Here is a 25,828-nt window from a genome sequence, read left to right on the forward strand (position 1 = left end):
TATGATCTCTCCCTTTAGTATGATGATTCATTTTACCGTATTTAAAGGTACGTTTACCAACTTTTATCCTTTGCCTATCATCCAGGAATCTTCACTGCTTGGATGGATTGAATCAAATACTCTACCATGTCTTCCAAATCATCCATTTGCTCTTCTTTTACAAGCCTTCCAAATGATACTTTACATATAGATGAAGTAACTGGCTGCATTTTTTTACTGACCGTATCGTTGGTCGTCACGGTAATGATTCTTTGATCTCCCCAAATTTTTTCCAGGTCGTTCAACAATTGTTCTGCATTCACTCCATCAAGCTTTTTTGGAAAAGAAATGTAAATATTGACCGTGCAGCCCGTATGCGCATCATCAATATCGGCATCGAGTAATTCCGAACTTAGGTTCTTGAGTGAAGCGTGTAACTCGATGGCACCGCTAATCGAAATAGGCGCGATTGTTTTTTTCAATTCCATCTCAATCTTATATGATCTGGACATGGTTGAGAGATTCACTATATCATCACGGTTTATGACCAATATATCTCCAATGAAGTCACGATCGTAAACCGCTCCTTCCAATACCACCTTCATGTTCTCAAATGCTGTAGGATCAAACAATCTCCAAACACCTCTCCAACTTATAAGTTTATGTATTCATGATCTTCCCATTTTACCATTCCCGGGCCATTTCCTTCGGGATTTACAAGAAATTATTAAAATAGCTTTTCTATTCAATAATTTTCTATATAATTAAAATATTATGATTTTTGAAGAAGGAGGCTAATCATGCCAATCAGAATTCCGGAACAACTGCCAGCAAGGGAAATTTTAGAACAGGAAAATATCTTCGTTATGGATGAGGAAAGAGCTACCAATCAGGAAATCCGTCCATTGAATATATTAATTTTAAACCTAATGCCAGAGAAAGAAAAAACGGAGGCCCAGTTACTGCGCTTTCTTGGCAATACTCCCATTCAAGTAAATATATCATTCCTGCGCTTGAGCACACATGAATCAAAAAACACAAGTAAATTTCATTTAGATCAATTTTACAAATCATTTAATGAAATTCGCACGAAGAAATATGACGGCTTGATCATTACAGGCGCTCCAGTAGAAAAGCTGGAATTTTCAGACGTCAATTATTGGGAAGAGCTGCAGAATATCATGGACTGGTCAAGCGAAAATGTCACATCCACCCTACATATCTGTTGGGGGGCACAAGCTGCCCTGTACCATCATTATGGAATAGGCAAATATGAACTTCCAGAGAAATGCTTCGGGATATACACCCATGAGGTCCTTGAACCGAATGAAAATCTAGTCCGCGGATTCGATGATTATTTTATGGCCCCTCATTCTCGCCATACGGATATTGACTATCAAAAGCTAGTTAACCATCCCGAACTGAAGGTTCTCGCACAGTCCGATCAAGCTGGTGTATTGATCGCTGCTTCAGTAGATGGAAAAAGAATTATGGTAACCGGCCATTTTGAGTATGATGCCGATACCCTCGGTGAAGAATACAAGCGCGATAGGGAGCGTGGAATCAATACGCAGCTCCCTGAAAATTACTTTCCTGATAACGATCCGACCAAGGTGCCTCTTCACCGCTGGAAGAGCCATTGCAGCTTGATGTTCTCGAATTGGCTGAACTATTATGTCTACCAATCAACCCCTTATGAGTGGGATTGAAAGGGTAAGAAAAAAGAAGCTTTCACTCTTAAGTGAATCGTTTTCTTGAGAAGCCACTTCGGATTATCATGGGAAACAACCTGAGTTACTGACTCAGGTTGTTTGTTTCATGATTCTTTATTACCGAAGTACACCTCTTCAAAAGGTTGGACGACCACAAATCCTTGACCTTCGAATTTCATTTGAACGGATTCGCCGCTTCCCCTTCCAAAGAACGACTTCAATGAGACATCCGTTACGAATTCAGGCTGCAATTCCCCTGACCAAGCTACTGTGGCATTCGGGTCCGTATAGACCGGATTCCCAGGTTCCACCATTAAAGTAAGCGGCTCATAATGAGAAGTGAATGCGACCATGCCTCTCCCCTCGAGCCTTACGTTGAACAATCCCCCTGCCAATAACCCGGCAATGCGCCGCATCATTTTTATATCCCATGAAATCCCCGGCTCAAATGCAAGTAAGTCATTTCCGTTAACACAGATCGATTCACCATTTAACTGTAAAATAGAAATCTTCTTCCCTTGATCCGCGACGTATAGCTTGCCGCTTCCGGTCGCTTTCATCAATGATGCACCCTCACCAGTTAAGGCTTTTTTAAAGAGTTTACCAAGACCATGCTCCAAGATGCCTTCCCGCTCGAATTTAATATGGCCGCGATAAGAAACCATCGTCCCCATTTTTGCCCAGATCTGCTTTTCCAAATTAATCTCCAGGATTCGTTCCGTTTCAAGTTCGAATAATCCTTGCCCTTTATCCTGCTGCTTCGTCTTTTCAACGAATTGATCGATTTGATACTTCTCCATCACTGCCCCACCTCTTTTTGCAGGAGGAACAGCCACATGAACGATACAGCTTGCTTTAATTCCTTTGAAAAATGTCCCAGCTTTGTAAAGTCCACCCCTCTCTTTGCAACGCCGGTATCAGCTACTGCCTTCCATCCCGTTTCTAAAGCCATTTTTTCAAATTCCCAAGGCTGCATTGTATTCATGATGACTTGGTCTCCTAATAACCGTTGAAAACTGAATTTTTTTCGTGGTTCAGCTGTTGGACCAAGTATTCCAAAACAGACATAACCTCCAGGCTTTATTACCCGTTGGATTTCCTTCATCACCGTTAATGGTTCACCCGTATATTCCAAAGAATTAATGACCATTGCCGCATCCATTTCTTCATCTTTGAATGGAAGATTATAAAAATCCCCTTGCAGGAAAGTAAGTAGTGGTTGTTGAGCGGTTTTTCCCTTAGCAAATTCAATCATCACATTGGATAAATCAACTCCGGTTACTTCATATCCCGCTTCGGACAATTTTAAGGAACCAACTCCATCTCCACAGCCTATGTCAGCAACCTTCACTCCCGAAGGTACAAATTCAGAAAAGAAAGGAATAATGTTTTTCCGGCTCCCCGTTTCCCACATCTCTTGCGAATTCTTCACCCACATAGGTGCAAAAACATCCCATTCCTTTTTCGACTCTTCATGCCATGTATGTAAATTCATCTGAAATTCATCCTCCCATTTAACCCCTAACTAAATAAGTTCCTGAAAAATATTTTCCCGAATCAAAATACCGGGGCTTCCCTATAGCTATTCTGCTCTTAATTCAAAAATCCTCTTTTAAAACGTCACCCCCTAGTGATTTTCAAATACATAAAAAAAAAACTGCCAGCGGCAGCTTATTTTGAATTTTCTTCATTTCTTTTTTGTATCTTTCGTAAATCCTCGACACGGTCAGGAGATTCTTCAAAGAATTCAACCAGGTCTCCAATCCTATCGATGGCATTCCAACTAAGGTGGTGTTCAATCCCCTCTACATCATGATAAATATTTTCTTCCTTGACCCCAATCAACCTTAGCATCTGTTCTAAAAGTTCATGACGGTAAACGAGCCTTTTACCAACTTTTTTCCCATTTGCGGTTAAAACGAGACCCCGGTACTTTTCATATATCAAATATTTTTCCTGATCCAGTTTTTGTACCATTTTTGTAACAGAAGATGGGTGGACGGAAAGATTTTCGGCAATATCGGAAACTCTTGCATATCCTTTTTCTTCAATAAGTAAATAAATTTGTTCTATGTAATCCTCCATGCTCGGTGTAGGCATTCGGAATCCTCCCATTCAAACGCATATCTAAAAATTTTACTATATAAACGGCCCCGAAACAAGAAGATATAAGTCTCAGGGCGCCTTTATTGATGTTTCTTCAAGATTGCTTGACGTTTTGTTCTGTTGGGAATGTAAAACTGATCTTCTTTTCAGAATCGGACCACGATAAAATGGCATCAAAGGTTTTTTCCCCTTTTTTAAAACCGCTTATCAAATCCGTTTCACCGCTCGCCAACAGCTTTTTTATATTAGCTTGACTGATTTTCTTATTAAGGATTTTTTTGGAGATAGTGAAGTTACACTTTGTTTTTTGATAACTTACACATCCATAGAATTCCCCTTTATCGACAATCTTAGAACCGCATAGTTTACAGCTGCCCACAGATGCCGAGCTTCTCTTTTTAGGGCCGCTCCGTTGAATCGACTCGGTGTCCAGCCCTTGAAAATCCCAGTTTTCCGATGATTCCACGGCATCACTGATGATTTTTGCTGACATCTTTTTAACAGCTTCCATAAAGCCGCCAGCTGAAGCCTTTCCTTCACCGATCTCCCTCAAACGCTGTTCCCATTTGGCTGTCATTTCAGGTGAAGCCAGGATTTTCTCCCCGATGGCAGTAATCAGCACTTTCCCTTTATCTGTCGCAAAAACCTGATTTTTTTTGACATTGATGTATTTACGGTCTTTGAGCATGGTAATAATGCCAGCTCGAGTTGCTTCGGTTCCGAGACCCTCGGTTTTCATCAGCACTTTTTCTAACTCTTCATTATCCAGATGCTTTCCGGCTGTTTTCATCAAAGTGATCAGCTGACCTTCTGTATAGCGCTTAGGAGGCTGGGTTTTTCCTTCTTTCACCTTTATATTGGCGACCTTTCCAGTATCTCCTTTGGTAACGGAAGGCAAAATGATATCATCATCATCCTTGTCATTTTGGAAAATCACTTTGCGCCATCCCTCTTGGATCTGCTGCTTGCCTTTAGAAATGAATTCGGCACGCTTATCGACAAGCGTTTTAATGGTGGTGTAATCGAAAATGGCTTTCTCATAATGGGCCGCAATCAACCGGCGCACCACCAAGTCATAAATATTCCGTTCTTCGGCAGAAAGCCGCTTCGGGTCGGTTACCTGCTCCGTCGGGATAATTGCATAGTGATCAGTCACTTTTTTTTCATTTACAAACCGTTTATTATTCATGATGTTCGGTTGTGGCAAAGGAAACAGGGATTCATATTCTGAAAATCCGCTTAGTTTTTGCAAAATATCAGGAAATGTTTCGGCTTCCCCCTCCGTCACATAATTGGAGTCTGAACGTGGATAAGAAACGATCCCTTTTTGATATAAACTTTGTACTATATCAAGCGTCTGTTTCGGTGAATATTTATAAATCTTGTTTACTGTCGCTTGCAATGACGATAGATTAAATAACAAAGGCGGCTGAAATTCTTTCCTTTCAGTATCCATTTCAGCTATTTCAGCTTCCTTACCCTTGCAAAAGGCGGCAATTTTATCAGCCATTTCTTTTGTCTTTATTCTCGGATCATTGTTCTGCTGCCATTTCCCCTGATATTTCTTTCCATCCATCTTGAAGTCAGCGAACACTTCCCAGAACGGTTCAGACTTGAATTGCTCAATTTCTATTTCCCGCTTCACTATCAAAGCAAGAGTCGGTGTCTGAACCCTACCAGCTGAAAACACATCCGAAACGCCCCTTTGTTTCAATAAAATGCTATACGCTCTCGACGCATTCATTCCCACAACCCAGTCCGCACAAGCTCTCGTATACGCTTCATAATAGAGCGGCCTGGTTTTTTCCTCGCTCTTCAAATTTTGGAATCCCTCATAAATCGCTTTTGGGGTCAAAGAGGAAATCCATAAACGTTTCATCGGTTTATTGACATTGCATAGATTGACGATATTGCGTACAATCAATTCTCCTTCACGCCCGGCATCACCTGCATGAATGATTTCATCGACTTCCGGTTTCCTAAGCAAGGTCTTCACAACATTGAATTGCTTTGCCTTTTGTCGGGTCACTTCATATTGAAATTTCTCAGGAATCATCGGCAACGTTTCCATCGACCATTTTTTCCATTTTGAATGATAGGTTTCCGGTGAAACAAGTTGACATAAATGCCCGACAGCCCATGTTACATAAGCTCCATCAGGAAAAAGTTCATTCGGCATGATTTCTATATAGCCTTGCTGTTTCTTCGTTTTAAATTGAGCCGCTAGCGTTGAACCTTGATCTGGTTTCTCCGCAATGATTAGCTTCATGATCATCTTCACCTAATCCGTTACAAAATATCTTTCCCCTATCATTATACCTTAATTATCACAATCGGCTAGATATGACTTCGTTTTTACTGAACTGATAGTAGAAAGCATGAAATGATTGATTATCTTCGGTGAACTAGTGGAGATTTCAGGGAGATGAAAAAATCCGCCCAAATATTAGGAGGTTAATAGGCAAAAACTTCGGATTTGGGTGAATCGGAGTATATACAAATAGTGCAATATTAAATGTGTGTACATTACTTTTCACTGTTTAGATGAAGAAATTAGTTCGATTGCATCACAGCTAATTATTGACCCAAACAGCCCCTTGTATAATAAAGGAACGTTAATTGTCAAAAGAACTAAAGAAAAGCATATTACTTTACAAAGTATATAACTTTCTTTTGCTATTAATTAAAAATACAAAGATTGCCGAGTTACCTAAGGAAAAAATACTTAATATAACCCTTACATATTTTAATTGTTTTAAAGAGTTGTTACCTGTTGAATGGAGTGATTATAAGCGATATAGACCAACTCAAATAGTCTGTTTAAATGCTTTTGAAAATTATTCCTTCTAATATTTTGTTTCTAACCAGTTAAACATTAAAGAAGTAAATAAAGGAATGAGCAGTATAAAGATATTTGATTGGTCTAGTGAAGGAACATTGAAATATCTAAAAGGTGCTAGTGGTTCTAAACTGTTAGCTAAAAGATATCATTGCATCTGTAGAAAAATAATTCTTGAATTCCCCATTTTCAAATATTAAAATGGCCGAATAATCTCTTTGGAGGGAACTTTCCAGCTCAGTTTATGTATGTATTGTGCTAAAACATCTGTTAAAAAAAGAATCAACTGTAGCTTTGAAAAAAAGACTGATCAAAGTTTATTCATACAGGCAACGATCGCCACTTTGGCTGGCTTTCCTTCCGATTTTTTCTTATCAAAGAAAGCTTTAAGCTTTTTGTTCCTTGAACTCCTTATGCCGCATAGTACAGCAAGATACAGAGAATGACGTAGTCTGCTCGAACCTCTTTTTGTAATACGATTAATGGTTGCCGTAAACTTACCCGATGAGTGAACACTTGGATCTACTCCAGCGAAGGCAACCAGTTTTTTCGGATGATTAAACCGATCGATTTCACCAATTTCAGAGATAATCGTGGCTGCGATTTTTTCTCCGATACCCGGAATCGATTGGATGATCTTATATTCTTCCAGTTCATTTGCCAGGGCCACTATACGATCTTCCAAATCAGAAAGGTGTCCCTGGTAATGAAAAAGCAACTCAATATACATACGAAGATTGATTACGTGACTTTCATACACGCTTTTTTGAAATGGATTTCGAGATGCGGAATCCATTATTTTTTTTGCTTTTCCCCATGCCCATTCACCCGATCGGCTAGGACAGAACTCTATAACACTCTCTGCTAGTTTACTTTCCCCGGCTGTTAATACCGCCTCTGAAGTGGGATATTCCTTTAATATCAATAAAGAAACCTTTGAATATAGATCCCCAAAAACCTTCCGGTATTCAGGAAACACTTGATCTAAAATGGTGTGAAACTGAAGTTTAGCTTCCACATACATATTCGTTACGATTTCCTGTTGTCTGGAAAAATTCCGAAGGTCTAATAGCTGAATTCCTCTAATTTTATGGCTAACATGTCTTGCAATAATAAAAAAGATAACAAAAAAACTAAAAAACGTTACAACCATAATATCACCTTGCTTCATTTTTCTTTTATTGCAACATTCATCTTCAACTCCCTCAGTGGGGTCTCCTTTGCTTTATTTTAATAATTTTATTTGTGCCCCAGCTACAAAAGTTGAATTTATCTTTACTTTATTTATCCGTAAATAGAAGGAACACATATTCATCTTTACAAGTGAATAAGATGTAAAAATCTATTCAATGGGGGAGAAGGTTTGCCTAATAACATAAATTATCAATTAACGACTCAACAAATGATTAGCATTATTAGAAATGGTCTTAAAAAGTCGCAAGTTCCCAAACATATTACTATTGTTGGCGCAGGACTAGCAGGACTGGTTGCGGCTTCTCTTTTACAGGAGGCCGGGCACAACGTCACAATCCTTGAAGCAAACAACAGGGTAGGCGGACGTGCCTATACCATACGCTCCCCCTTTAGTAATGGGCTTTATTTTAACCCAGGCCCAATGCGTATTCCTGATGTTCATTTTTTGACCTTAGAGTATATTAAAAAATTCGGGCTAACCCTAAACCTGTTTATTAACCGAACTCCAATGGATATTCTTTATCTCAATGGAATCAAATCACGTCTTAACATTTTTGAACGTTCTCCTGGTATTCTAAACTTCCCCGTTGCCCCAAATGAAAGAGGTAAAAGCGCAGAGAAGCTGGTGAAATTAGCTACACAGCCAATTCTCGATTTTATTAAACAAGACCCAACGAGAAATTGGCATCTCGTAGAAAAAGAATTTAAAAACTACTCACTAGGTACTTTCTTAAACTCTTACCATTATCAATATGGAACGACTTTTTCAGATGGCGCGGTTGATATGATCGGTGTACTCCTTGACTTAGAAGCCTATATGGGGATGTCATTTATTGAAGTTTTGCGAGAAGAGGCGTCCTTCAGAGCAAATCGTTTTTATGAGATAACCGGTGGTATGGATCTGCTGCCAAAGGCATTTCTCCCGCAAATAAAAGATGTTATTATGTTCAATCAAAGGATGACGAAAATTGTCCAACATAACAACAGAGTAACCATCCATTCCACCCATCAGCACACCTTAGAGGATTCCACCATAACTGGGGATCTTGCCATCATAACTCTCCCCTTTACAGTGTTACGATTTGTGAAAGTTGTACCGTACCATTCTTTTTCCTATTATAAACGGAGAGCTATTCGGGAACTGAACTATATGAGCGCAACAAAAATCGGAATCGAGTTTAAAAGCAGGTTTTGGGAAAGACACCATCAATATGGTGGTAAATCCATAACTGACCTTCCGATTCGATTCACTTATTACCCAAGTCAGGGGATTGGTACAAAAGGACCTGCTGTGGTTTTGGCAAGCTATACATGGGCGGATGAGGCTTTAACATGGAACGGTCTATCCAACGAAAAACGCATTCAATATGCTTTAAAGAACTTAGCTGAAATTTACGGAGACCAAGTCTATTCTGAGTTTGTGTCAGGAACTTCCTTTAGTTGGGTCGATAATGAATATTCCTCTGGAGCTTTCACAGCTTTTGAACCGAGTCAGGAAACAGATTTGCATCCTTATATCCCTATACCTGAAGGAAGAGTGCACTTTGCCGGTGAACATACTTCGCTTACCCACGCTTGGATGCAAGGGGCGATTGAATCTGGAATACGGGTTGCATATGAAGTGAATGACTTGCCAAAATAAACAGGAAAAATAGATAATTTAGGACTTATAGAAATTTTTTATACAAATAAACTGCCTCTTTAGTTGCATAAAGAAAAAGCTGCCTTAAAGACAACTCCGATCTTCAGCTAAAGCACCCGTTAGTTCTATAAGAAAAGTGAAGAAGATTCCTCAAACCATATAGGTTTGTGACATTTCAAATCCTCGCTTACTTTTCTGCCATTTTCATAATCTCATTTGCAACAACCACTTCAGTGCCAGAAAGTCCCACGGAACAAAACAATGTAACATCATTGATTGAAGTTCTGCCCGGTGTTTTTCCAGTTACGATGTCCGAAAGCTGTACAATATTCTGTTCATAAGGAGTATTGGCTAAGAAGTGAGGTGTTGAATAGGCACGTAACTGTTCAAGGGAGTCTGTACTAATTACGGAGCTTTTACCAGCTACTTTTATGGGCAACTCATGTCCATTCATCGATTTTGGTCCAACAGTATTGATATGTACACCCGGTTTTAACCAATCCGCATCAATCACTGGTGAACGACTATTTGTAGCACAGATGATGATATCTGCCTTCTCCACACACTTTTTGGGTGAATCCATAGGAATTACATCCAAATCAAGTTTTTCAGACATTTCTTCGGCAAACTTCTTTCGATTTATATCATTACGACTGTAAACCAGAACCCTTTTAATATCACGAATAGCTATAGCTGCTTCTAACTGCGTACGAGCTTGTATACCTGTTCCAATTATCGCTAGCTGTTCTGCATCTGACCGAGACATGGCATTAATGGCAGCTCCCCCAATTGCGCCCGTGCGAAGGGCACCAAGTGAATTGCCAATAATAACGCCTTTGAATACACCTGTCACGGAATCAAACACAGATACCAGTTGTTCGTGACCCGAATGATCGTTTGAATAGGTATCGTAAACTCGAAAGCCTATAACTTTTTCAGTCTCCGTTGCGGCGCCAGCAGTGAAAACCAAGTTTCCATTCTCCGTCCCCAACTGAAATCGAGGTGGTGAAACAAGGGTTGCATTTGCTTGTTCACGAAAAACGCGCTCAATTGCCTCAATGACGGGTTTCATTCTAGTCAATCTCAAAACGTCAGAATCTGTTAGAACTTGATATGACATGTCTTATATGCCCACCTTTCATAGAAACCTAGTCTAAAACGCTATAACTTTACAATTTTTACCTTTATTAACTAATCCTACCTTTCTTTTAGTTTAACATAAAACAACCATTTCTTTACTCAACACTCTGGCCCAATTGTTGAACAAAGATTAAACAGTACTCTTCAACTATCCTGCCCCGTTAGTGCCATAAGAAAAGATCTGCCTTAAAGACAGCTCCGATCTTCAGCTAACGCACCGTTAGTTCATTAAGAATAGGTTTTCGTTGTCAGTCCTTTGTAATCAGAAACCATCTGAAGGAATTTTTCTTTCTCTTCTAAATACGGTACGTGATTACTTTTTTCAAAAATATAAAGTTTGGAATTTTTTAAACCTGCATTTATTTCTTCAGAAAAAACAAGAGGACATTGGGCATCGTGTCTTCCACAATAAACAATGGTCGGGATAGTAACCTGATACAGTTCAGTTTGAATGTCGTAGTTTGGCAGGTCATTAAAGGAATAATAATCTAGCCTTTTTTGTACAACTTTTCCACTGCTCGGTTTTTTAAAATATTCAACCCATTTTTCTTTGTTAAATAAAGACATATTAGTCCATTCTCTGTTAGCATCCCTTCGCTCTTCAGTGGTAGAGTCAGGAGATTTTAATACAGCAAAAATCTTTTTCAGTTTTTTATTTAGTGGACTACGAGGACTATAAATACTGCCTTCGTGTTCCATATATTTTTTAGTAGCAGTTGCTCCTCCAACTAATAGTTTTGTCAGAGATTTTGGAAACATTGTTGCGTAAATTAAACCAAGCATTCCTCCAGTTGAATGCCCTGCAAAGCACCATTTATTATAAGTTAAAGCTTCTCTAATAGCCTCTAAATCCTTAGAGGTTTCTTTCATACTTAATTCCTCTTCTATACCGGCTTTGCAAGAGTTTCCTGCTTCTTTTAAGTTTATTAAATAAACTTTGAATTGATCTACAAAAGTGTCGGCGAAATAATAACCTAATTCATTAAACTCACTATATAAATGGGTAATACACACTGGTTCTCCTTTTCCTTGGGTAAAAACCTCAAACTTTCCACGAGATGTACTTATAAACATTCTCTCCCACATAACGGTCCCCCTAAAAACAAAATGTATATTATTGTAAATTCAACTTTTTTAGAGAAAATCCTTCAGAGTTACTGTTGAACTAAACTCCCTCAATAAACTAAACACAATCTCACGATTGCTCTAGAATTCTTCGAATTTCATAGTCATATCATTAACAGTTATTTATGTAAGCTCGGCATCACTCCTCAAGGGTAGGGATTTATCGAAAAAAGTGTATGCTAAACTAGCCAATTATAGGAAAAAATTGGTTTAATCAATGTTATAATCGCACTTTAGGATATCCACTTGTCTCATGGAGGTCAACCCTCCCATGTCTCACAGAGTCGATGCTCCTACATTCCTTCGTTCAACCTTTCCATGAGGTGGATGTCGGTCATGCTGCCCCACAGGATCTAAGCCCTCACGTTAGTTGCTTTGCCGACTAATCCGTGCTTCACTTTTAAATGAGTGTTAATTAAATGACCGTGTAACCTTAAATTCGATGAACTATGCGACTGTTTGATGCACCATAAATGTTGCCATATGAGGGATATCCATTAACATCTTGTCTTCTTGAAACGTAAATTGTTTTTTACCGATTGAAAACAGAATTCGAATAAGCTTGTTACACAAGGCTATCAGAGATTGCATTTTTTTTAATGGATTCTGAGCACGTGTTGTGTAATATATATGGAGAGCTTTAAAAGCCTTGTTCTTTGCCACCAGTATCATGGCTGCCCGGAATAAGAGAGCCCTCAATTTCTTTCGTCCCCGTTTGGTAATCTTGGTCTGACCTTTGTGCTTTCCGGATGTGTTTTCTTTTAAACTTAAACCTGCTAATTTTACGATTTGGCGAGGATGTTGATAGTCTCTGAGGTCGCCGACCTCTGCGAAAAACCCTGCTACTGTATCTCGACCGATTCCTGACACCTCTAACATCTGAGTAACACCTGGGATATGGTCTAATAACTGATCTAATTGATAATCTAATTCTTCGAATTTCATTTGAATAAAATCATACTTCTCTAGTAAAGCTCTCAACTCTAATTTCGCCATAGCTGCCCCTTGACGAATACCAATCGAACGATTGGCTGCTTCTTTGAGTGCTCGTATCTTCTTTAAGCCTATACTGCGTTTTACCACTTGTCTTAAGGAAAGTAAGAGCTCTTCTTCCGTATAATTTACAAGTTCATGTGGCAAGGCTTCTAGCTTTAGAAAATGAATAGCTGCCTTGCCTTCCCAACTTTTGAACACTGTCAAAAATTCGGGAAAGTAACGATCAAGCCAGTTATGAACTTGTCCCTGAACGACTTGTAAGTCAACGTTGAGAAGATCGCGAAGTTTTTTGGCCACTCGGAGTTCTGCATAAATTCCTTGTGGAATTGTTGGTTCGGCGTATCTTCCGTCTTTGACTAATTGTGCGATGACTTTTGCATCTTTCACGTCATTCTTTGTAGGTGAATTATCGTCTAATTCTTTACTTCGTTTAACATGTAGTGGATTGACAGATACGAACTTAATATTATTCTCTTTTAGAAGATGAGCTAGATTTAACCAGTAGTGACCGGTTGGCTCCATGCCTACAATCACTTGATTTAACTTACACTCTTTAACAAGTTGGTTAATCCAATCTAGAAACGAATGAAATCCTGCATTCGTATTTTCAAAGAAACACGTTTTACCCAGTTCCAATCCTCTAAAATCCTGTGCTCTTGCGACATGATTGTGCTTGGCTATATCTACTCCGACAATTAAGGTTTCAGAAGTAATTTGAGTGATTTTATGATTTTGGTTATAATTCATTGTGAGACCTCCAAATAGATGTTTTGTCCTTTTTTAGCTGGCCAGCTTAGGACACATTCATCTTATCAAGAGGTCTTTTTTCGTTCAAACTTCATTTTCAGTTATTACAGGAATGCTGCCCCGTAAGTGCCATAAGAAAAAGCCGCCTTAAAGACAGCCCTGATCATCAGCAAACACACCCTCATTAAGGTATGAATTACTACTTATTCCAATCCTTAGCTAACATACCGTAAACAATATGGTCAACATAATGGTCATACAACCATTCTGCTTGTCTGATACAACCTTCATTAACAAAACCCAATCTTTCAGGAATTCCTCTACTTTTCTTATTCTCCACAGCAACCCTAATTTCACTAACGCACCCGTTAAGTTGCATAAGATAATAAACATATTAACCCCAATTAAAGAGACATTTATAAATGATTCAATATAGTTATAAAGCATCCATGTTGGATATTATGTTGAATGTCTCCAAATTCTTTTACTAAATGAGTAAAGATTTCATCAAGTATTTCATTTCGTTGATTTTCTGCAAATCCTGAAAGCCAAGATAGAGAACCCACTCTTCCACACCAGTCTTCATTTGTAAAAGATACTGTGTAATTGAACTTATATGTTTCTTTTAAGTCAAATTTATGTTCCTGCCATTCCTTAAACCACTCAACTGGAAATCCATTAATAAACTGTTTTGATTCAGCCTTAGCGCCAGCCGGTTTTAACTCTCCATTTGGCATATGTGCTTTAATAATTTGAAGTGTATCATCTATAACTTTACTTTTTGATATAAACCCTGAATCCATTACAATCAACTTTCCCTTTTTCGCCAGAATTCTTTTAATTTCATCTAGGGTTTTTTCCCGATTAAACCAGTGCCATGCTCTTAAAACGGTTACATAATCAAACAAACCATTATCTAAAGTTGTAGATTCAGCGTATGTATTTATATACTCAATAATATTACCTTCACTCTTATCAATTGCTTTCGCTTGTTCTATTAATTCTGCTGAAGGTTCTACTCCCACAACAGCTGCACCCTCATTAAGTAAAACTCGACCTAATACTCCCGTCCCAGAACCCAAATCCACCACTTTTTTATTGTTAAAATCTATTCCTCTAAGTTTTAAACTTTCCAATAACTCAACAGGTAAGTCATTTCTATATTGAGCGTAATTTTTTGCCACATTTCCAAAATTCACTTCCATCCATATCCCCCCTTAAGCAATGTTTTCCAAACTATTCAAATTATAACATATTATGTATGGTCACTTATGGAACTAACCTCCCTCAATAAACTAAACACAATCTCACGATTGCTCTAGAATTCTTCGAATTTCATAGTCATATCATTAACAGTTATTTATGTAAGCTCGGCATCACTCCTCAAGGGTAGGGATTTATCGAAAAAAGTGTATGCTAAACTAGCCAATTATAGGAAAAAATTGGTTTAATCAATGTTATAATCGCACTTTAGGATATCCACTTGTCTCATGGAGGTCAACCCTCCCATGTCTCACAGAGTCGATGCTCCTACATTCCTTCGTTCAACCTTTCCATGAGGTGGATGTCGGTCATGCTGCCCCACAGGATCTAAGCCCTCACGTTAGTTGCTTTGCCGACTAATCCGTGCTTCACTTTTAAATGAGTGTTAATTAAATGACCGTGTAACCTTAAATTCGATGAACTATGCGACTGTTTGATGCACCATAAATGTTGCCATATGAGGGATATCCATTAACATCTTGTCTTCTTGAAACGTAAATTGTTTTTTACCGATTGAAAACAGAATTCGAATAAGCTTGTTACACAAGGCTATCAGAGATTGCATTTTTTTTAATGGATTCTGAGCACGTGTTGTGTAATATATATGGAGAGCTTTAAAAGCCTTGTTCTTTGCCACCAGTATCATGGCTGCCCGGAATAAGAGAGCCCTCAATTTCTTTCGTCCCCGTTTGGTAATCTTGGTCTGACCTTTGTGCTTTCCGGATGTGTTTTCTTTTAAACTTAAACCTGCTAATTTTACGATTTGGCGAGGATGTTGATAGTCTCTGAGGTCGCCGACCTCTGCGAAAAACCCTGCTACTGTATCTCGACCGATTCCTGACACCTCTAACATCTGAGTAACACCTGGGATATGGTCTAATAACTGATCTAATTGATAATCTAATTCTTCGAATTTCATTTGAATAAAATCATACTTCTCTAGTAAAGCTCTCAACTCTAATTTCGCCATAGCTGCCCCTTGACGAATACCAATCGAACGATTGGCTGCTTCTTTGAGTGCTCGTATCTTCTTTAAGCCTATACTGCGTTTTACCACTTGTCTTAAGGAAAGTAAGAGCTCTTCTTCCGTATAATTTACAAGTTCATGTGGCAAGGCTTCTAGCTTTAGAAAATGAATAGCTGCCTTGCCTTCCCAACTTTTGAACACTGTCAAAAATTCGGGAAAGTAACGATCAAGCCAGTTATGAACTTGTCCCTGAACGACTTGTAAGTCAACGTTGAGAAGATCGCGAAGTTTTTTGGCCACTCGGAGTTCTGCATAAATTCCTTGTGGAATTGTTGGTTCGGCGTATCTTCCGTCTTTGACTAATTGTGCGATGACTTTTGCATCTTTCACGTCATTCTTTGTAGGTGAATTATCGTCTAATTCTTTACTTCGTTTAACATGTAGTGGATTGACAGATACGAACTTAATATTATTCTCTTTTAGAAGATGAGCTAGATTTAACCAGTAGTGACCGGTTGGCTCCATGCCTACAATCACTTGATTTAACTTACACTCTTTAACAAGTTGGTTAATCCAATCTAGAAACGAATGAAATCCTGCATTCGTATTTTCAAAGAAACACGTTTTACCCAGTTCCAATCCTCTAAAATCCTGTGCTCTTGCGACATGATTGTGCTTGGCTATATCTACTCCGACAATTAAGGTTTCAGAAGTAATTTGAGTGATTTTATGATTTTGGTTATAATTCATTGTGAGACCTCCAAATAGATGTTTTGTCCTTTTTTAGCTGGCCAGCTTAGGACACATTCATCTTATCAAGAGGTCTTTTTTCGTTCAAACTTCATTTTCAGTTATTACAGGAATGCTGCCCCGTTAGTTCTATAAGAAAAAGCTGCCTTAAAAACAGCTCTGAGCTTCAGCTAACGCACCCTGTAAGCTGAAGAACTAGGATATTTCAGTTTTTCTTTTGTAAGAAGACAGAATCCCAAAACCAATAAATAGCAGCTGCTGCAAAACTAAAACCGTAATATATTTGGGTTTTAACTAAATATGTAGGTTCAACTCTAAATAACATTACATTAAATAAAAATACTGCTACAAAAGAAAGTACCGTGTAAATTAAAAGATAAAACACATTAAATTTTCTCGGGCGTTTATTAAATATAATTTGCAATGGTACTGCAAAAAGTAAATAAGGTATAACAACATAAAAAGAATAAATAATAACAGGCATTAACTGCAACCAAGAGGGTTCTCCACTAACTACAATTATAAAAACAGAAAAAGAGATACAAGACAAGAATAGACTAACAAAATAATAAGGTATTACATCGCTAATTTTCGATACTTTTTCACTTAATTTCCAGATCTCCAATTTTTCTCAACCTTTCCAAATGTCATGTTACTTTTTTCCATAATAATATCATTTCTTCAACTATTCTCCCCGATAGTTTCATAAGAAAAGCTGTCTTAAAGACAGCTCCGATCTTCAGCTAACGCACCCGTAGTTCCATTAAGACTTATTGTAGAGTTGAAATAAATAGTGCAGTAAGGATTAATGCCAAAAGAGAAAAAGATTAATTTTTTTTATCCTTTTCAAGTAAATCAATAATTCTATCTAGCTTTTGTTCGATATTTTCTGACTTGCTTGGTTGTTTAGTAACGAGAGAACGAACAAGAAAAAACACACCAGAAAATATTCCAAATATAAAAATAAGGAAAACTAGTTGATATAACATATCGCCAATATTCATATTAATTCCTACCTTTACAATTACTGGTGTTAGTGTACCATATTTTTTACTACACAGTTCTTTAACACTTCCCTTATGGAACTAACCTGCCCCTTTAGTGGCATAAGAAAAAGCTGCCTTAAAGACAGCTCCGATCTTCAGCTAACGCACCCGTTAGCCATCCATGAAGCGCAAAAATCAGCGCTTCACCACAGAGAATGAAAATGGTTCAGAACGGTCAATACTGATTCTACGGCTGGGAGAGGAAGGTCGATGAACTATGGTGCGTTAGAGCCCATCCGTTAGTCTGACTCCAACGACCAAGGTGCACCACTGACTGTCGCTCCCTTACGGGAAGCACACATGGTAGATTAATCCTATTCTGGTTTTTGCACCAGCCTCCAATTATATTGAGAGCCGTAGAAAGGATGTTTTCAATGGAAGTAGTCATTGAAAGAGCATGTGGTATGGATGTCCATAAGGACAATATTACTGCATGTATTATGACACCAGAAGGAAAGGAGATTCAAACGTTTTCAACAAAAACTGTTTTTCTAATTCAGTTAGTGGATTGGATTAAACAGAATAACTGTACTCATGTTGCCATGGAGAGTACCAGTGTATATTGGAAACCTATTGTTAATTTATTAGAAGCTGAAGAGATTGAGTTTTTAGTTGTGAATGCTCAACATATGAAAGCAGTGCCAGGGCGTAAAACAGATGTTAAAGATGCAGAATGGATTGCCAAACTTCTTCGTCATGGACTTCTAAAAGCTAGTTACATTCCAGATCGAAATCAACGGGAACTACGTGAACTAGTTCGGTACCGTAGAAGTATCATTGAAGAACGTGCTAGACAACATAATCGCATCCAAAAAGTGTTAGAGGGCGCAAATATTAAGCTAGGCTCAGTGGTTTCAGACGTTATGGGTGTTTCGGCTCGTGACATGCTTAACGCAATTGCCGAAGGTGAAGAAGACCCTGAAAAACTAGCAAACTTTGCTCGACGCACAATGAAAAAGAAGAAAGATGAACTAGAACTCGCCCTTAAAGGTTATATCAATTCGCATCAACGCCTCATGTTAAAAACCATTTTAAAGCATATTGATTTTTTAACAGAGCAAATCGAGATGCTCGACCAAGAGGTCGAGGAAAGAGTAAGCTCCTATCAAGAAGATGTGGAACGATTAGACTCTATTCCTGGCATAGCTACAAGAATGGCTGAGCAAATTTTATCTGAAATTGGGACTGATATTAAGAAACAGTTTCCAAGTGCAGCTCATATGTGTTCTTGGGCAGGACTAGTTCCTGGGCATAACGAAAGTGCGGGAAAAAGAAAATCGGCTAAAACAAAAAAAGGAAACAAGTATTTGAGATCAGCATTAACAGAAGCAGCTCATTCTGTAAGAGGATCTAAAAACTATCTCGGAGCACTGTATAGGCGTACAGCATCACGAAAAGGTAAGAAACGAGCAGGAATAGTAGTCGCTCATGCCATGTTACGTATCTCCTATTATCTCTTAACTCGAAAAGAAATGTATGTAGACTTAGGCGAAGACTACTTTGATAAGCAGAGACAACAATCAATTTTTCGGCACTCACTAAGAAGACTTGAAAGTTTAGGATACACAGTTACGTTACAAGAACCTGAAGCATCTTAAATTCAGTCCACTTACCTACAATAAATCAGTAAATTAGGCGCTCTCCCCTTTTTTAAAAAACAATGAGCTGCGTCTTCTTAAGTATTGCCTTTTCCCCTAAATTCCAGAAGTCTATTTTCATGGTAGTTCCATAAGGAATACAATTAGGGGTACCGTCAGGAAAATGCGGATTTACAACGTTAAGGAATTTTCAATACTAAAAAGCCCAACTTCATCGTTAATTAAGAGAAATTGGGCTTTTTTCATTACTCCATAAGCATTTTTAAGTTATATTCAAAAACCATGCTTTGACATTGTCTAAAGCATGGTAATTATTTAAACTAATATAAATCTGCTAAGTTGATTTTTTTAGCTCATCTATTTATTGAATTCATTAACTGGAAGAAGTATTCAGGTTTGTGAGTCTTATTTAGGTTATACCATGAATGTAATGTATCTGGTGCAAATACATCTAATTTTTTCAGTACTTCCATCGCAAATTCCAGAGGAGCTACTCCTGATGCAGTAACCAAGTTCTCACCAGATACCGCAGGTCCCATCTCATAAAATTTTTCTCCTTTATAATTAGGACAAACCATTTTAATATACTCTAAGTTATTGCTTGTATGCTTTCTAGAATCTAGGTATCCCATATTCGCAAGGGCCTCAGTTGCGCCACAAATTGCAGCAACAATAGTGCCAAGCTTTAAAGCTTCGCCAATTTTTTCCATGATTGGTTGATGAATAACTTCTCCCCAAGTATTCCCTCCAGGCAAAACTAAAAGATCTTTACTCTCAAGAGTACACTCATCAAGGGGAATATCTGGTTTTATGCTCAGTCCCCCCATCGTAGTAATAATTTCTTTATTAGCTCCTACTGTAACTACTTTTAAAGGTGCTATATCTTTTTTGAAATATCTTCCTGTGTTTAGTTCGGCAATTAAATATCCATATTCCCAGTCTGACATTGTGTTAAATACATATAGATAAACTTTTTTTGTTTGCATCCAATAACACTCCCAATCACAATTGATATAGCCAATTATAATATAACTTCCCTGACAGCTAACGTCAGGGAAGTTATCATACTTGATGAAATTTTATTAATTCCGACAGAACTTCAATAAGTCTTTTCTTTAGACTTATTGGCTCAATAACTTGAATAGATTTACCGTACGGTAAAAGTAAATAAGGTACATATGTATGTATCATATCCTTTTCAAGAAGAAATACTGCTTGATTTGAAGTCCGTTCTTGTAAATAATGTCCTAAAAACCAATGTTGGCAAATATCTCCCAACGTCCTTGTATTCCCATTAATAACTAAAGAAGTATTCCCTCCCTTATCTTCTATAGTTGGAAGGAGGTTTTTCATAAAAAAGTCACGTGCTGAAAAATTTTCTGGCCGGTTAAACTTATTTTCGGTTAGCATTAGACTTTCAATTCGATTTACTCTAAAACTACGGATATCATCCCTAAGATGACAAAATCCAATCACATACCACTTATTATTCCAATAGATAATTCTGTACGGATCGACCAATCTATAATTTAATTGCTTTTCGCCACTTTTATGGTAAAGAATTTTTACTGAGTACCCGTCAGCTACGGCCTGCTCCAACTCCTTCAAAAAAGGTTCCATAGAGATTGAACTTAATCGACTTATTACTTCAAGACTAGTTAAATGTTGGTTTATCTTTGTTTCCTGCTCTTGATTTGAGTATTTACTTAGTTTTGAAATGGCCCTATTTAGTGCTTCACTTCCATAATATCCGGCTTCTTCTGCAAAAACAGCAGCGTGAAATAGTGAAGTTTGCTCCTCAAAATCAAAAAAAAGAGGAGCCTCAATAAAATTGTTCAATAAAGTGTATCCACCGTTATGTCCTGGTTCTGAAATTATAGGTACGCCACTTGTTGAAATTGTATCAATATAACGATACACAGTCCTTATATTCATCTCTAACTTTTCTGAAATTTGTTTTGCAGTAATTTTTTCCCCTGAACGAAGCATCCATAGAATTGCTAACATATTGTCAATTTTAGGCATATATTTCCACCTCTATATGGAATTTATTTTCCATTATATATTTCCGATTTTTGGTATAACTCATCAACTGTTCCTTTCCGATAGCTTTCTATATAATGAGGCCCTAGACACATTTGTAATTTCACAAATTTGATTTACAGTCATATCTCCCTCTTTATAAAGCTTTACTGCATAATTCATTCCTGCATGATTTTTATGGTACTTCTTTAACCGACCTTTAAACTTTCCTTCTTTCTTAGCCAGTTCAATCCCTTCACGCTGCCGCATACGGATAAGATCACGTTCTAATTGGTTTACACCCGCCATCTTCGGTATCCCGGTTGGCCATCGAATTTAAGTGAATTGCTAAAAAATGGGTGGTTCCATCTTCAACTAAACTGCCCCGTTAGTTGCATAAAGAAAAAACTGCCTTTTAAAGACAGCTCCGATCCTAACCTAAAGCACCCGTTAGTTAAATTAGAATAGTGGTATTTCAATTCCCATTTATGTCATTGAAGATATATAAACCTACACCCAATATAAAAATAAGAATAAACACAATCCACTTTGTATAATACCAGCCCTTTATTCTATCAATAACTACAAAAAGAGTAATAATAACAATAAGAGATATACCCAGGGATACACCCAATGTTGTCCATATGTTCCTATATTGGATAGGAAGTAATTCAGTTAATAGATAACAACTTCCCAAAAAAAACAAAATGCCTGGAGGCTGTTTCCTTTTATATTTTTCGGTTCGTTTGGGGTATAATTCCATTTACTTTTGGACTCCTCAACTATAATTCCTTAAGTGATAAAGTTCAATTTAATCATATATTCCTCAACTCTTGAAGCTGTTAGTGGAACAAGGTACTTACATTTAATCCCTGTAATTTTATTATATCATCTTAATGAACTAAACTGCCCCGATAGTTCATTAAGAAAAGCCATTGGTTTAATAAAAAATCGCTAAGCTCAAAAATGATTTTTGGTTATTACTCTCATAAATTCTTGAACTACTTCCCAAAGGATGGTACTTGTCACCTATATAAGTGAACTATATAATAACTTTTATATTTTCTACATCACAACGTAGTTTATAAAAATATTGAATAAGTTCATGCTCTTTTAAAATTGTTTCTTCCATCTTGAGTAATGTTCTTTTTCCTATACGACGATCTAATAGACAAAGAATTCTAATCAAAGTATCCGAAGACTTTATTAATTCCTCAATTGGAGAGTTAAAGTATTTTTCTATTGCAAAGAAAAAATCATATTGACTATAAATTCCATCTGCTTTAAGCATTTTATGAGCTTGATCTTGTAAAGCTAGATTTTCAGTTACATCATCATCGTTATACTGATTAGATTTGGCTCGTATGTCACTTTCTAAATAAAACTCTTCTCTTTCAGCTGTAATTGTACACATACTTAATATTTCCACTTTATCAACGGTAATTACAGCTCTGCCTAATTGATCATGAGCTTTACGGTAATTGATAACTTGAAAATCCACTCTAGAACGCAATGGCTCACATAGAAAACTCGATAAACGTTTTTTTGCTTTACTCCATTTTGGACTATATAACAATTTACACCCCCAAATATTTTGCCCTTTATTTCCATAAGAAAAAGCTATCTAAAAGACAGCACCGATCTTCAGCTAACGCACCCGTTAGTTCTATAAGCTCTTATTAAAGTCCACCATCTAAACCGTCAATTTTCACCCCTCTACTCCAATCACGAGTGATTTTTAATTCATTATCTTTAGTAGAGATAGTTAGCTCTCCTTCTTTATCATAAACTTTAGATGACTCCTCGTCATAAAGCTTAAATTTTAAAGTGTATTTATAATCAATTGTACTATCATCATTTTTACTTTGTTCTTCAAGGTTAAGGTTTTGTACCTCAATACTTTTATTAACTTCCTTGGCTACCATTGATGGTATTGAATAATAACGGTTAGCTATTTGAGCATCATATTCATCTTTTGATAAATATTCTTTAACCTTGTTTGCAATTTCATCTGAAGACGGAGGATTAGAGGGGTCTTTAACGTTATATCGTTCCGTACTGTAATCTTTAACGAATTTTTCTATATCAGCCTCTTTCGCCACGTCTTCTTTGGCCACATCCTTGTTACAAGCAACTACACCAATAAACAATACAAACAAAAACAATAAACTAAGAATTTTCTTTATGATAGCCACCTCATTTCCTTCAAATGAACCTACACTCTACATATTCTATACATATTATGAATTACCCTTGTTCAACTAACCTGCCCCGATAGTTCATTAAGGGTAGTTTTTCACTTTAATGCGAATGTATGATAATGCTAAGATCCTATTTTCAAAAGGCCGCCAATTGGCGGCCCTTTGAAGTTTAAACTAACTCTAAGATTTCTTTGAAATTATTCACTACAAAATCAGCTTGTTTTAATTCATCTTCTTGAGCAAAGTCAAAGTTCACACCAACGGCAATAAGTTCATTATCCTTAGCAGCAGTTATATCTGAAGAACGATCTCCGACAACGTAACCTTTTCCAATTTGATTTTTACTTTTCACCATTTGTACTAAATCAGACTTATGCCCAGATTTAATCAGTTGGATACTATATGTATTTTGAATAAATCTATCCAAATTATAAGTTTCTACAATTGCTTGTAAATATTCTATCTGTCCATTGCTGGCAATAAATAAGGGATACTTTTTACTTAACTCATTTAATGTTCTCTCCACATCAGCATATAATGCACCTTTTTGTGCTTGAATTAGTTCAATAAGCTTTTTATGAAAAATCTCATTGCTCTTTACTCGTATTTCTAGTGAGTGGTTTGGGCAAAGTGTTTCCCATACCACTGGTAGAGGGACACCCATAATTCCCCTATATTGCTCAATCGGTGTTTTTGTATCCCATAAACTTTCTTTTCGTAGTACATCAAATGTTTCTTCTAGGGCAGGTTCTAAAATTAAATTTGTTTGAAATAAGGTTCCATCCATATCAAAAATAATTGCTTTACTCATTGAAAATTCCCCCTCCCTCTATCTCTCAGTAAAACATAATTAATTTTTAAAAAGCGCTGCCTTAAAGACAGCTCCAATCTTCAGCTAACGCACCCGTTAGTTCATTAAGGAAAATGGCTGCAACAGCAACCCTTATTTAAAGCCTCTGTGGTTCAAATAGGTAAATTTAACTTTTTTACCAATGAGGCATTAAATTCAGGCGAATGTTCAATACAAAAAGTATAACCATCCCTAGATAAAAATAGTTTCTTAGAGTCTATAAAAGAGTTATCAATATTTTTTGATAGGTCATTAATAAACTTTATATCGGGCGTGCCGAATGTCACCACCATCTTTGCTGGTAATGCCTTCATAGCAATAGGGATCCAAGGTCTTTGTTTTGAAACAACTATTGCATGTGCTGTTCCACCTATTACGAAATTAAACATATCTTGATCTTTTTCCGTTTTCATTTCCAAGTCACTTTTCAACCAATCCCGAAAGTTTGGGACCGAATCCACAGGAAAGCCAACCTCTCTTAAATACAATGTTTTTAACATACCGGATGTGTTTATTTCATCCTCATTTACATAATCATGTGCAATAATTTCGAGAAGGTGACCATCTCCATCACGAAAATATAGATTTTTTCTCCCATTCGTTTCGTCGATATACTGACCATCTACTCGTCTTATAACTAATAATCCAGATTGTTGTACAAACGATGCTACTTCGTCAAATTGAGAATATGGAACTTGAAAAGCAAAGTGCGCTGGAGAAATGGGTTCATACGCTTCTTTAAAACTTAATGTCGTAAATGGTGTAAGCTGAAACCGAATAAAATCTTTAGATTCAGATATTATGGGTAGCTGCAGACGGTTAGCGTAACATTGTTTTACACCTTCTATAGATACTGTTATTAATTCTAAATCTGAGAAATGAGTAATCAAATTCTTTCCCCCTATTCTAATTGCTTTATATAGCCTAGTTCTCTATAATTGCTATTTTTTACTAATTTCGCAACTATTCTGCCCCGTTAGTTGCATAAAGAAAGAGCTGCCTTAAAGACAGCTCTGATCTTCAGCTAACGCACCCTTTAGTTGAATAAGACAAATGTTTAACTCGTTAGCTTAACATTGTATTATTTAGTTCATCTTTCTTAATTGAAAATATATTAAAACAGAAAGAAAAAAGCAGATTATGCTTATTATTCTTTCGACAATTTTATGGTCGAAAAACATAAAAGGTACTGATGCTATATCTAAGATTAGTTGTATATTAAGTACATCAATACCCATAATACCTAATATTACAGCACCTATAATAATACCAGCACAGCACAATACTAAAATAATTAACAATTTTACGATATGTAATATTAAAATACACGTTCTCTCAAAAAAATTTTGAAACATATAAACCTCTTTCTAACTACTTCTTATATAAAAACAATTATAGGCTACTCTCCAAACTAGTAAAACAAATAAAAAACCCCAGTTTGTTCTTGAACTAAACTGCCCCGTTAGTTCAAGAAAGACTTCTTCAATATTAGCCTTAATCCTTTATGGATTAAAGAACGTTATCGTTCAAGCGTATTTCGTCACATATTAAGTAAATTAAGGCAAACAGAAAAAGCCGTGATCACATTTAATAAACCACGGCTTTAACGTCTGTTATATAAAAAATACAATTTAATTTAAAAGATAACGCG

At 37.0% G+C, this 25,828-nt stretch carries 21 protein-coding genes and 3 pseudogenes; 3 read left to right on the forward strand and 21 right to left on the reverse strand.

What is annotated here, in order from left to right; all coding sequences use genetic code 11:
• Positions 1 to 77: 77 nt before the first annotated feature.
• A complete protein-coding gene (locus OSJ91_RS16345) occupies positions 78 to 611 on the reverse strand; it encodes a hypothetical protein (RefSeq protein WP_350299180.1) in 534 nt (177 codons plus the stop codon).
• Between the two features lie 168 nt (positions 612 to 779).
• Here OSJ91_RS16345 and metA point away from each other — a divergent pair, with 168 nt between their 5' ends.
• On the forward strand, positions 780 to 1,688 hold the full coding sequence (gene metA, locus OSJ91_RS16350) for a homoserine O-acetyltransferase MetA (RefSeq protein ID WP_485890061.1): 909 nt from the start codon (positions 780 to 782) through the stop codon (positions 1,686 to 1,688).
• A 107-nt stretch (positions 1,689 to 1,795) separates the two neighbouring features.
• Here metA and OSJ91_RS16355 read toward each other — a convergent pair whose 3' ends face one another.
• The 5 genes and pseudogenes from OSJ91_RS16355 to OSJ91_RS16375 all read right to left on the reverse strand — a co-directional run.
• Positions 1,796 to 2,491 carry an AIM24 family protein gene (locus OSJ91_RS16355; protein ID WP_350299181.1) on the reverse strand — a complete coding sequence of 232 codons (696 nt, stop codon included), beginning with the start codon at positions 2,489 to 2,491 and terminating at the stop codon, positions 1,796 to 1,798.
• Positions 2,491 to 3,186, reverse strand: a complete 696-nt coding sequence (locus OSJ91_RS16360) for a class I SAM-dependent methyltransferase (RefSeq protein WP_485890062.1) — start codon at positions 3,184 to 3,186, stop codon at positions 2,491 to 2,493. Before OSJ91_RS16360 ends, OSJ91_RS16355 begins: the two co-directional genes overlap by 1 nt.
• Positions 3,187 to 3,362: 176 nt before the next feature.
• A complete protein-coding gene (gene mntR, locus OSJ91_RS16365; protein ID WP_063234342.1) occupies positions 3,363 to 3,791 on the reverse strand; it encodes a transcriptional regulator MntR in 429 nt (142 codons plus the stop codon).
• A gap of 100 nt (positions 3,792 to 3,891) precedes the next feature.
• A complete protein-coding gene (locus OSJ91_RS16370) occupies positions 3,892 to 6,066 on the reverse strand; it encodes a DNA topoisomerase III (protein WP_485890063.1) in 2,175 nt (724 codons plus the stop codon).
• Positions 6,067 to 6,946: 880 nt separating this feature from the next.
• Positions 6,947 to 7,729, reverse strand: a pseudogene (locus OSJ91_RS16375) (IS110 family RNA-guided transposase); the annotation flags it as partial.
• 309 nt (positions 7,730 to 8,038) lie between these two features.
• Between OSJ91_RS16375 and OSJ91_RS16380 the strand changes: the two are divergent.
• The gene (locus OSJ91_RS16380; RefSeq protein ID WP_485891915.1) at positions 8,039 to 9,472 is read left to right on the forward strand and encodes a flavin monoamine oxidase family protein; all 1,434 of its coding nucleotides are present in this window, start codon (positions 8,039 to 8,041) and stop codon (positions 9,470 to 9,472) included.
• 187 nt (positions 9,473 to 9,659) lie between these two features.
• Here OSJ91_RS16380 and OSJ91_RS16385 read toward each other — a convergent pair whose 3' ends face one another.
• The 8 genes and pseudogenes from OSJ91_RS16385 to OSJ91_RS16420 all read right to left on the reverse strand — a co-directional run bounded on the left by OSJ91_RS16385 (position 9,660) and on the right by OSJ91_RS16420 (position 17,464).
• Positions 9,660 to 10,592, reverse strand: coding sequence for an ornithine cyclodeaminase family protein (locus OSJ91_RS16385; RefSeq protein ID WP_485890064.1), 933 nt, complete (start codon positions 10,590 to 10,592; stop codon positions 9,660 to 9,662).
• Positions 10,593 to 10,840: 248 nt separating this feature from the next.
• A complete protein-coding gene (locus tag OSJ91_RS16390) occupies positions 10,841 to 11,698 on the reverse strand; it encodes an alpha/beta fold hydrolase (protein ID WP_485890065.1) in 858 nt (285 codons plus the stop codon).
• A gap of 486 nt (positions 11,699 to 12,184) precedes the next feature.
• Positions 12,185 to 13,480, reverse strand: coding sequence for an IS110 family RNA-guided transposase (locus tag OSJ91_RS16395; protein ID WP_485890017.1), 1,296 nt, complete (start codon positions 13,478 to 13,480; stop codon positions 12,185 to 12,187).
• A gap of 199 nt (positions 13,481 to 13,679) precedes the next feature.
• Positions 13,680 to 13,835: pseudogene (locus tag OSJ91_RS16400) on the reverse strand (GNAT family N-acetyltransferase); the annotation flags it as partial.
• Positions 13,836 to 13,896: 61 nt separating this feature from the next.
• A complete protein-coding gene (locus OSJ91_RS16405; protein WP_485890066.1) occupies positions 13,897 to 14,685 on the reverse strand; it encodes a class I SAM-dependent methyltransferase in 789 nt (262 codons plus the stop codon).
• 479 nt (positions 14,686 to 15,164) lie between these two features.
• Entirely contained in the window at positions 15,165 to 16,460 is a 1,296-nt protein-coding gene (locus OSJ91_RS16410) for an IS110 family RNA-guided transposase (protein WP_485890017.1), read from the reverse strand.
• Positions 16,461 to 16,665: 205 nt separating this feature from the next.
• On the reverse strand, positions 16,666 to 17,085 hold the full coding sequence (locus OSJ91_RS16415; protein WP_305163059.1) for a UPF0715 family protein: 420 nt from the start codon (positions 17,083 to 17,085) through the stop codon (positions 16,666 to 16,668).
• Positions 17,086 to 17,287: 202 nt separating this feature from the next.
• On the reverse strand, positions 17,288 to 17,464 hold the full coding sequence (locus OSJ91_RS16420) for a DUF4083 domain-containing protein (RefSeq protein WP_084786005.1): 177 nt from the start codon (positions 17,462 to 17,464) through the stop codon (positions 17,288 to 17,290).
• Between the two features lie 416 nt (positions 17,465 to 17,880).
• On the opposite strand from OSJ91_RS16420, the gene OSJ91_RS16425 reads away from it, so the two are divergent.
• A complete protein-coding gene (locus OSJ91_RS16425) occupies positions 17,881 to 19,104 on the forward strand; it encodes an IS110 family RNA-guided transposase (protein WP_350299195.1) in 1,224 nt (407 codons plus the stop codon).
• 353 nt (positions 19,105 to 19,457) lie between these two features.
• Here the strand turns inward: OSJ91_RS16425 and OSJ91_RS16430 are convergent, their stop codons facing one another.
• The 7 genes and pseudogenes from OSJ91_RS16430 to OSJ91_RS16460 form a co-directional block, all read right to left on the reverse strand.
• A complete protein-coding gene (locus tag OSJ91_RS16430) occupies positions 19,458 to 20,090 on the reverse strand; it encodes a type 1 glutamine amidotransferase family protein (RefSeq protein ID WP_485890067.1) in 633 nt (210 codons plus the stop codon).
• A 76-nt stretch (positions 20,091 to 20,166) separates the two neighbouring features.
• On the reverse strand, positions 20,167 to 21,129 hold the full coding sequence (locus OSJ91_RS16435; protein WP_485890068.1) for a helix-turn-helix transcriptional regulator: 963 nt from the start codon (positions 21,127 to 21,129) through the stop codon (positions 20,167 to 20,169).
• 63 nt (positions 21,130 to 21,192) lie between these two features.
• Positions 21,193 to 21,444, reverse strand: a pseudogene (locus tag OSJ91_RS16440) (helix-turn-helix domain-containing protein); the annotation flags it as partial.
• 724 nt (positions 21,445 to 22,168) lie between these two features.
• Complete coding sequence (locus tag OSJ91_RS16445) at positions 22,169 to 22,702, reverse strand: SF0329 family protein (protein WP_485890069.1); 534 nt, start codon at positions 22,700 to 22,702, stop codon at positions 22,169 to 22,171.
• A 103-nt stretch (positions 22,703 to 22,805) separates the two neighbouring features.
• Positions 22,806 to 23,321: a hypothetical protein gene (locus OSJ91_RS16450; RefSeq protein WP_413024793.1), complete on the reverse strand. Its 516-nt coding sequence runs from the start codon at positions 23,319 to 23,321 to the stop codon at positions 22,806 to 22,808.
• 175 nt (positions 23,322 to 23,496) lie between these two features.
• Positions 23,497 to 24,138, reverse strand: a complete 642-nt coding sequence (locus tag OSJ91_RS16455; RefSeq protein ID WP_485890070.1) for an HAD hydrolase-like protein — start codon at positions 24,136 to 24,138, stop codon at positions 23,497 to 23,499.
• Positions 24,139 to 24,290: 152 nt separating this feature from the next.
• A complete protein-coding gene (locus OSJ91_RS16460) occupies positions 24,291 to 25,067 on the reverse strand; it encodes a VOC family protein (protein WP_485890071.1) in 777 nt (258 codons plus the stop codon).
• Positions 25,068 to 25,828 lie beyond the last annotated feature (761 nt).

This window comes from Bacillus sp. T-10(2022) (assembly GCF_056502895.1).

Excerpts from the sequence above, each read along its gene's own strand:
- metA (WP_485890061.1), top strand. The coding sequence starts at position 780 with ATGCCAATCAGAATTCCGGAACAACTGCCAGCAAGGGAAATTTTAGAA.
- OSJ91_RS16355 (WP_350299181.1), bottom strand. The coding sequence starts at position 2,491 with ATGGAGAAGTATCAAATCGATCAATTCGTTGAAAAGACGAAGCAGCAG.
- OSJ91_RS16360 (WP_485890062.1), bottom strand. The coding sequence starts at position 3,186 with ATGAATTTACATACATGGCATGAAGAGTCGAAAAAGGAATGGGATGTT.
- mntR (WP_063234342.1), bottom strand. The coding sequence starts at position 3,791 with ATGCCTACACCGAGCATGGAGGATTACATAGAACAAATTTATTTACTT.
- OSJ91_RS16370 (WP_485890063.1), bottom strand. The coding sequence starts at position 6,066 with ATGAAGCTAATCATTGCGGAGAAACCAGATCAAGGTTCAACGCTAGCG.
- OSJ91_RS16380 (WP_485891915.1), top strand. The coding sequence starts at position 8,039 with ATGATTAGCATTATTAGAAATGGTCTTAAAAAGTCGCAAGTTCCCAAA.
- OSJ91_RS16385 (WP_485890064.1), bottom strand. The coding sequence starts at position 10,592 with ATGTCATATCAAGTTCTAACAGATTCTGACGTTTTGAGATTGACTAGA.
- OSJ91_RS16390 (WP_485890065.1), bottom strand. The coding sequence starts at position 11,698 with ATGTGGGAGAGAATGTTTATAAGTACATCTCGTGGAAAGTTTGAGGTT.
- OSJ91_RS16395 (WP_485890017.1), bottom strand. The coding sequence starts at position 13,480 with ATGAATTATAACCAAAATCATAAAATCACTCAAATTACTTCTGAAACC.
- OSJ91_RS16405 (WP_485890066.1), bottom strand. The coding sequence starts at position 14,685 with ATGGAAGTGAATTTTGGAAATGTGGCAAAAAATTACGCTCAATATAGA.
- OSJ91_RS16410 (WP_485890017.1), bottom strand. The coding sequence starts at position 16,460 with ATGAATTATAACCAAAATCATAAAATCACTCAAATTACTTCTGAAACC.
- OSJ91_RS16420 (WP_084786005.1), bottom strand. The coding sequence starts at position 17,464 with ATGAATATTGGCGATATGTTATATCAACTAGTTTTCCTTATTTTTATA.
- OSJ91_RS16425 (WP_350299195.1), top strand. The coding sequence starts at position 17,881 with ATGGAAGTAGTCATTGAAAGAGCATGTGGTATGGATGTCCATAAGGAC.
- OSJ91_RS16430 (WP_485890067.1), bottom strand. The coding sequence starts at position 20,090 with ATGCAAACAAAAAAAGTTTATCTATATGTATTTAACACAATGTCAGAC.
- OSJ91_RS16435 (WP_485890068.1), bottom strand. The coding sequence starts at position 21,129 with ATGCCTAAAATTGACAATATGTTAGCAATTCTATGGATGCTTCGTTCA.
- OSJ91_RS16455 (WP_485890070.1), bottom strand. The coding sequence starts at position 24,138 with ATGAGTAAAGCAATTATTTTTGATATGGATGGAACCTTATTTCAAACA.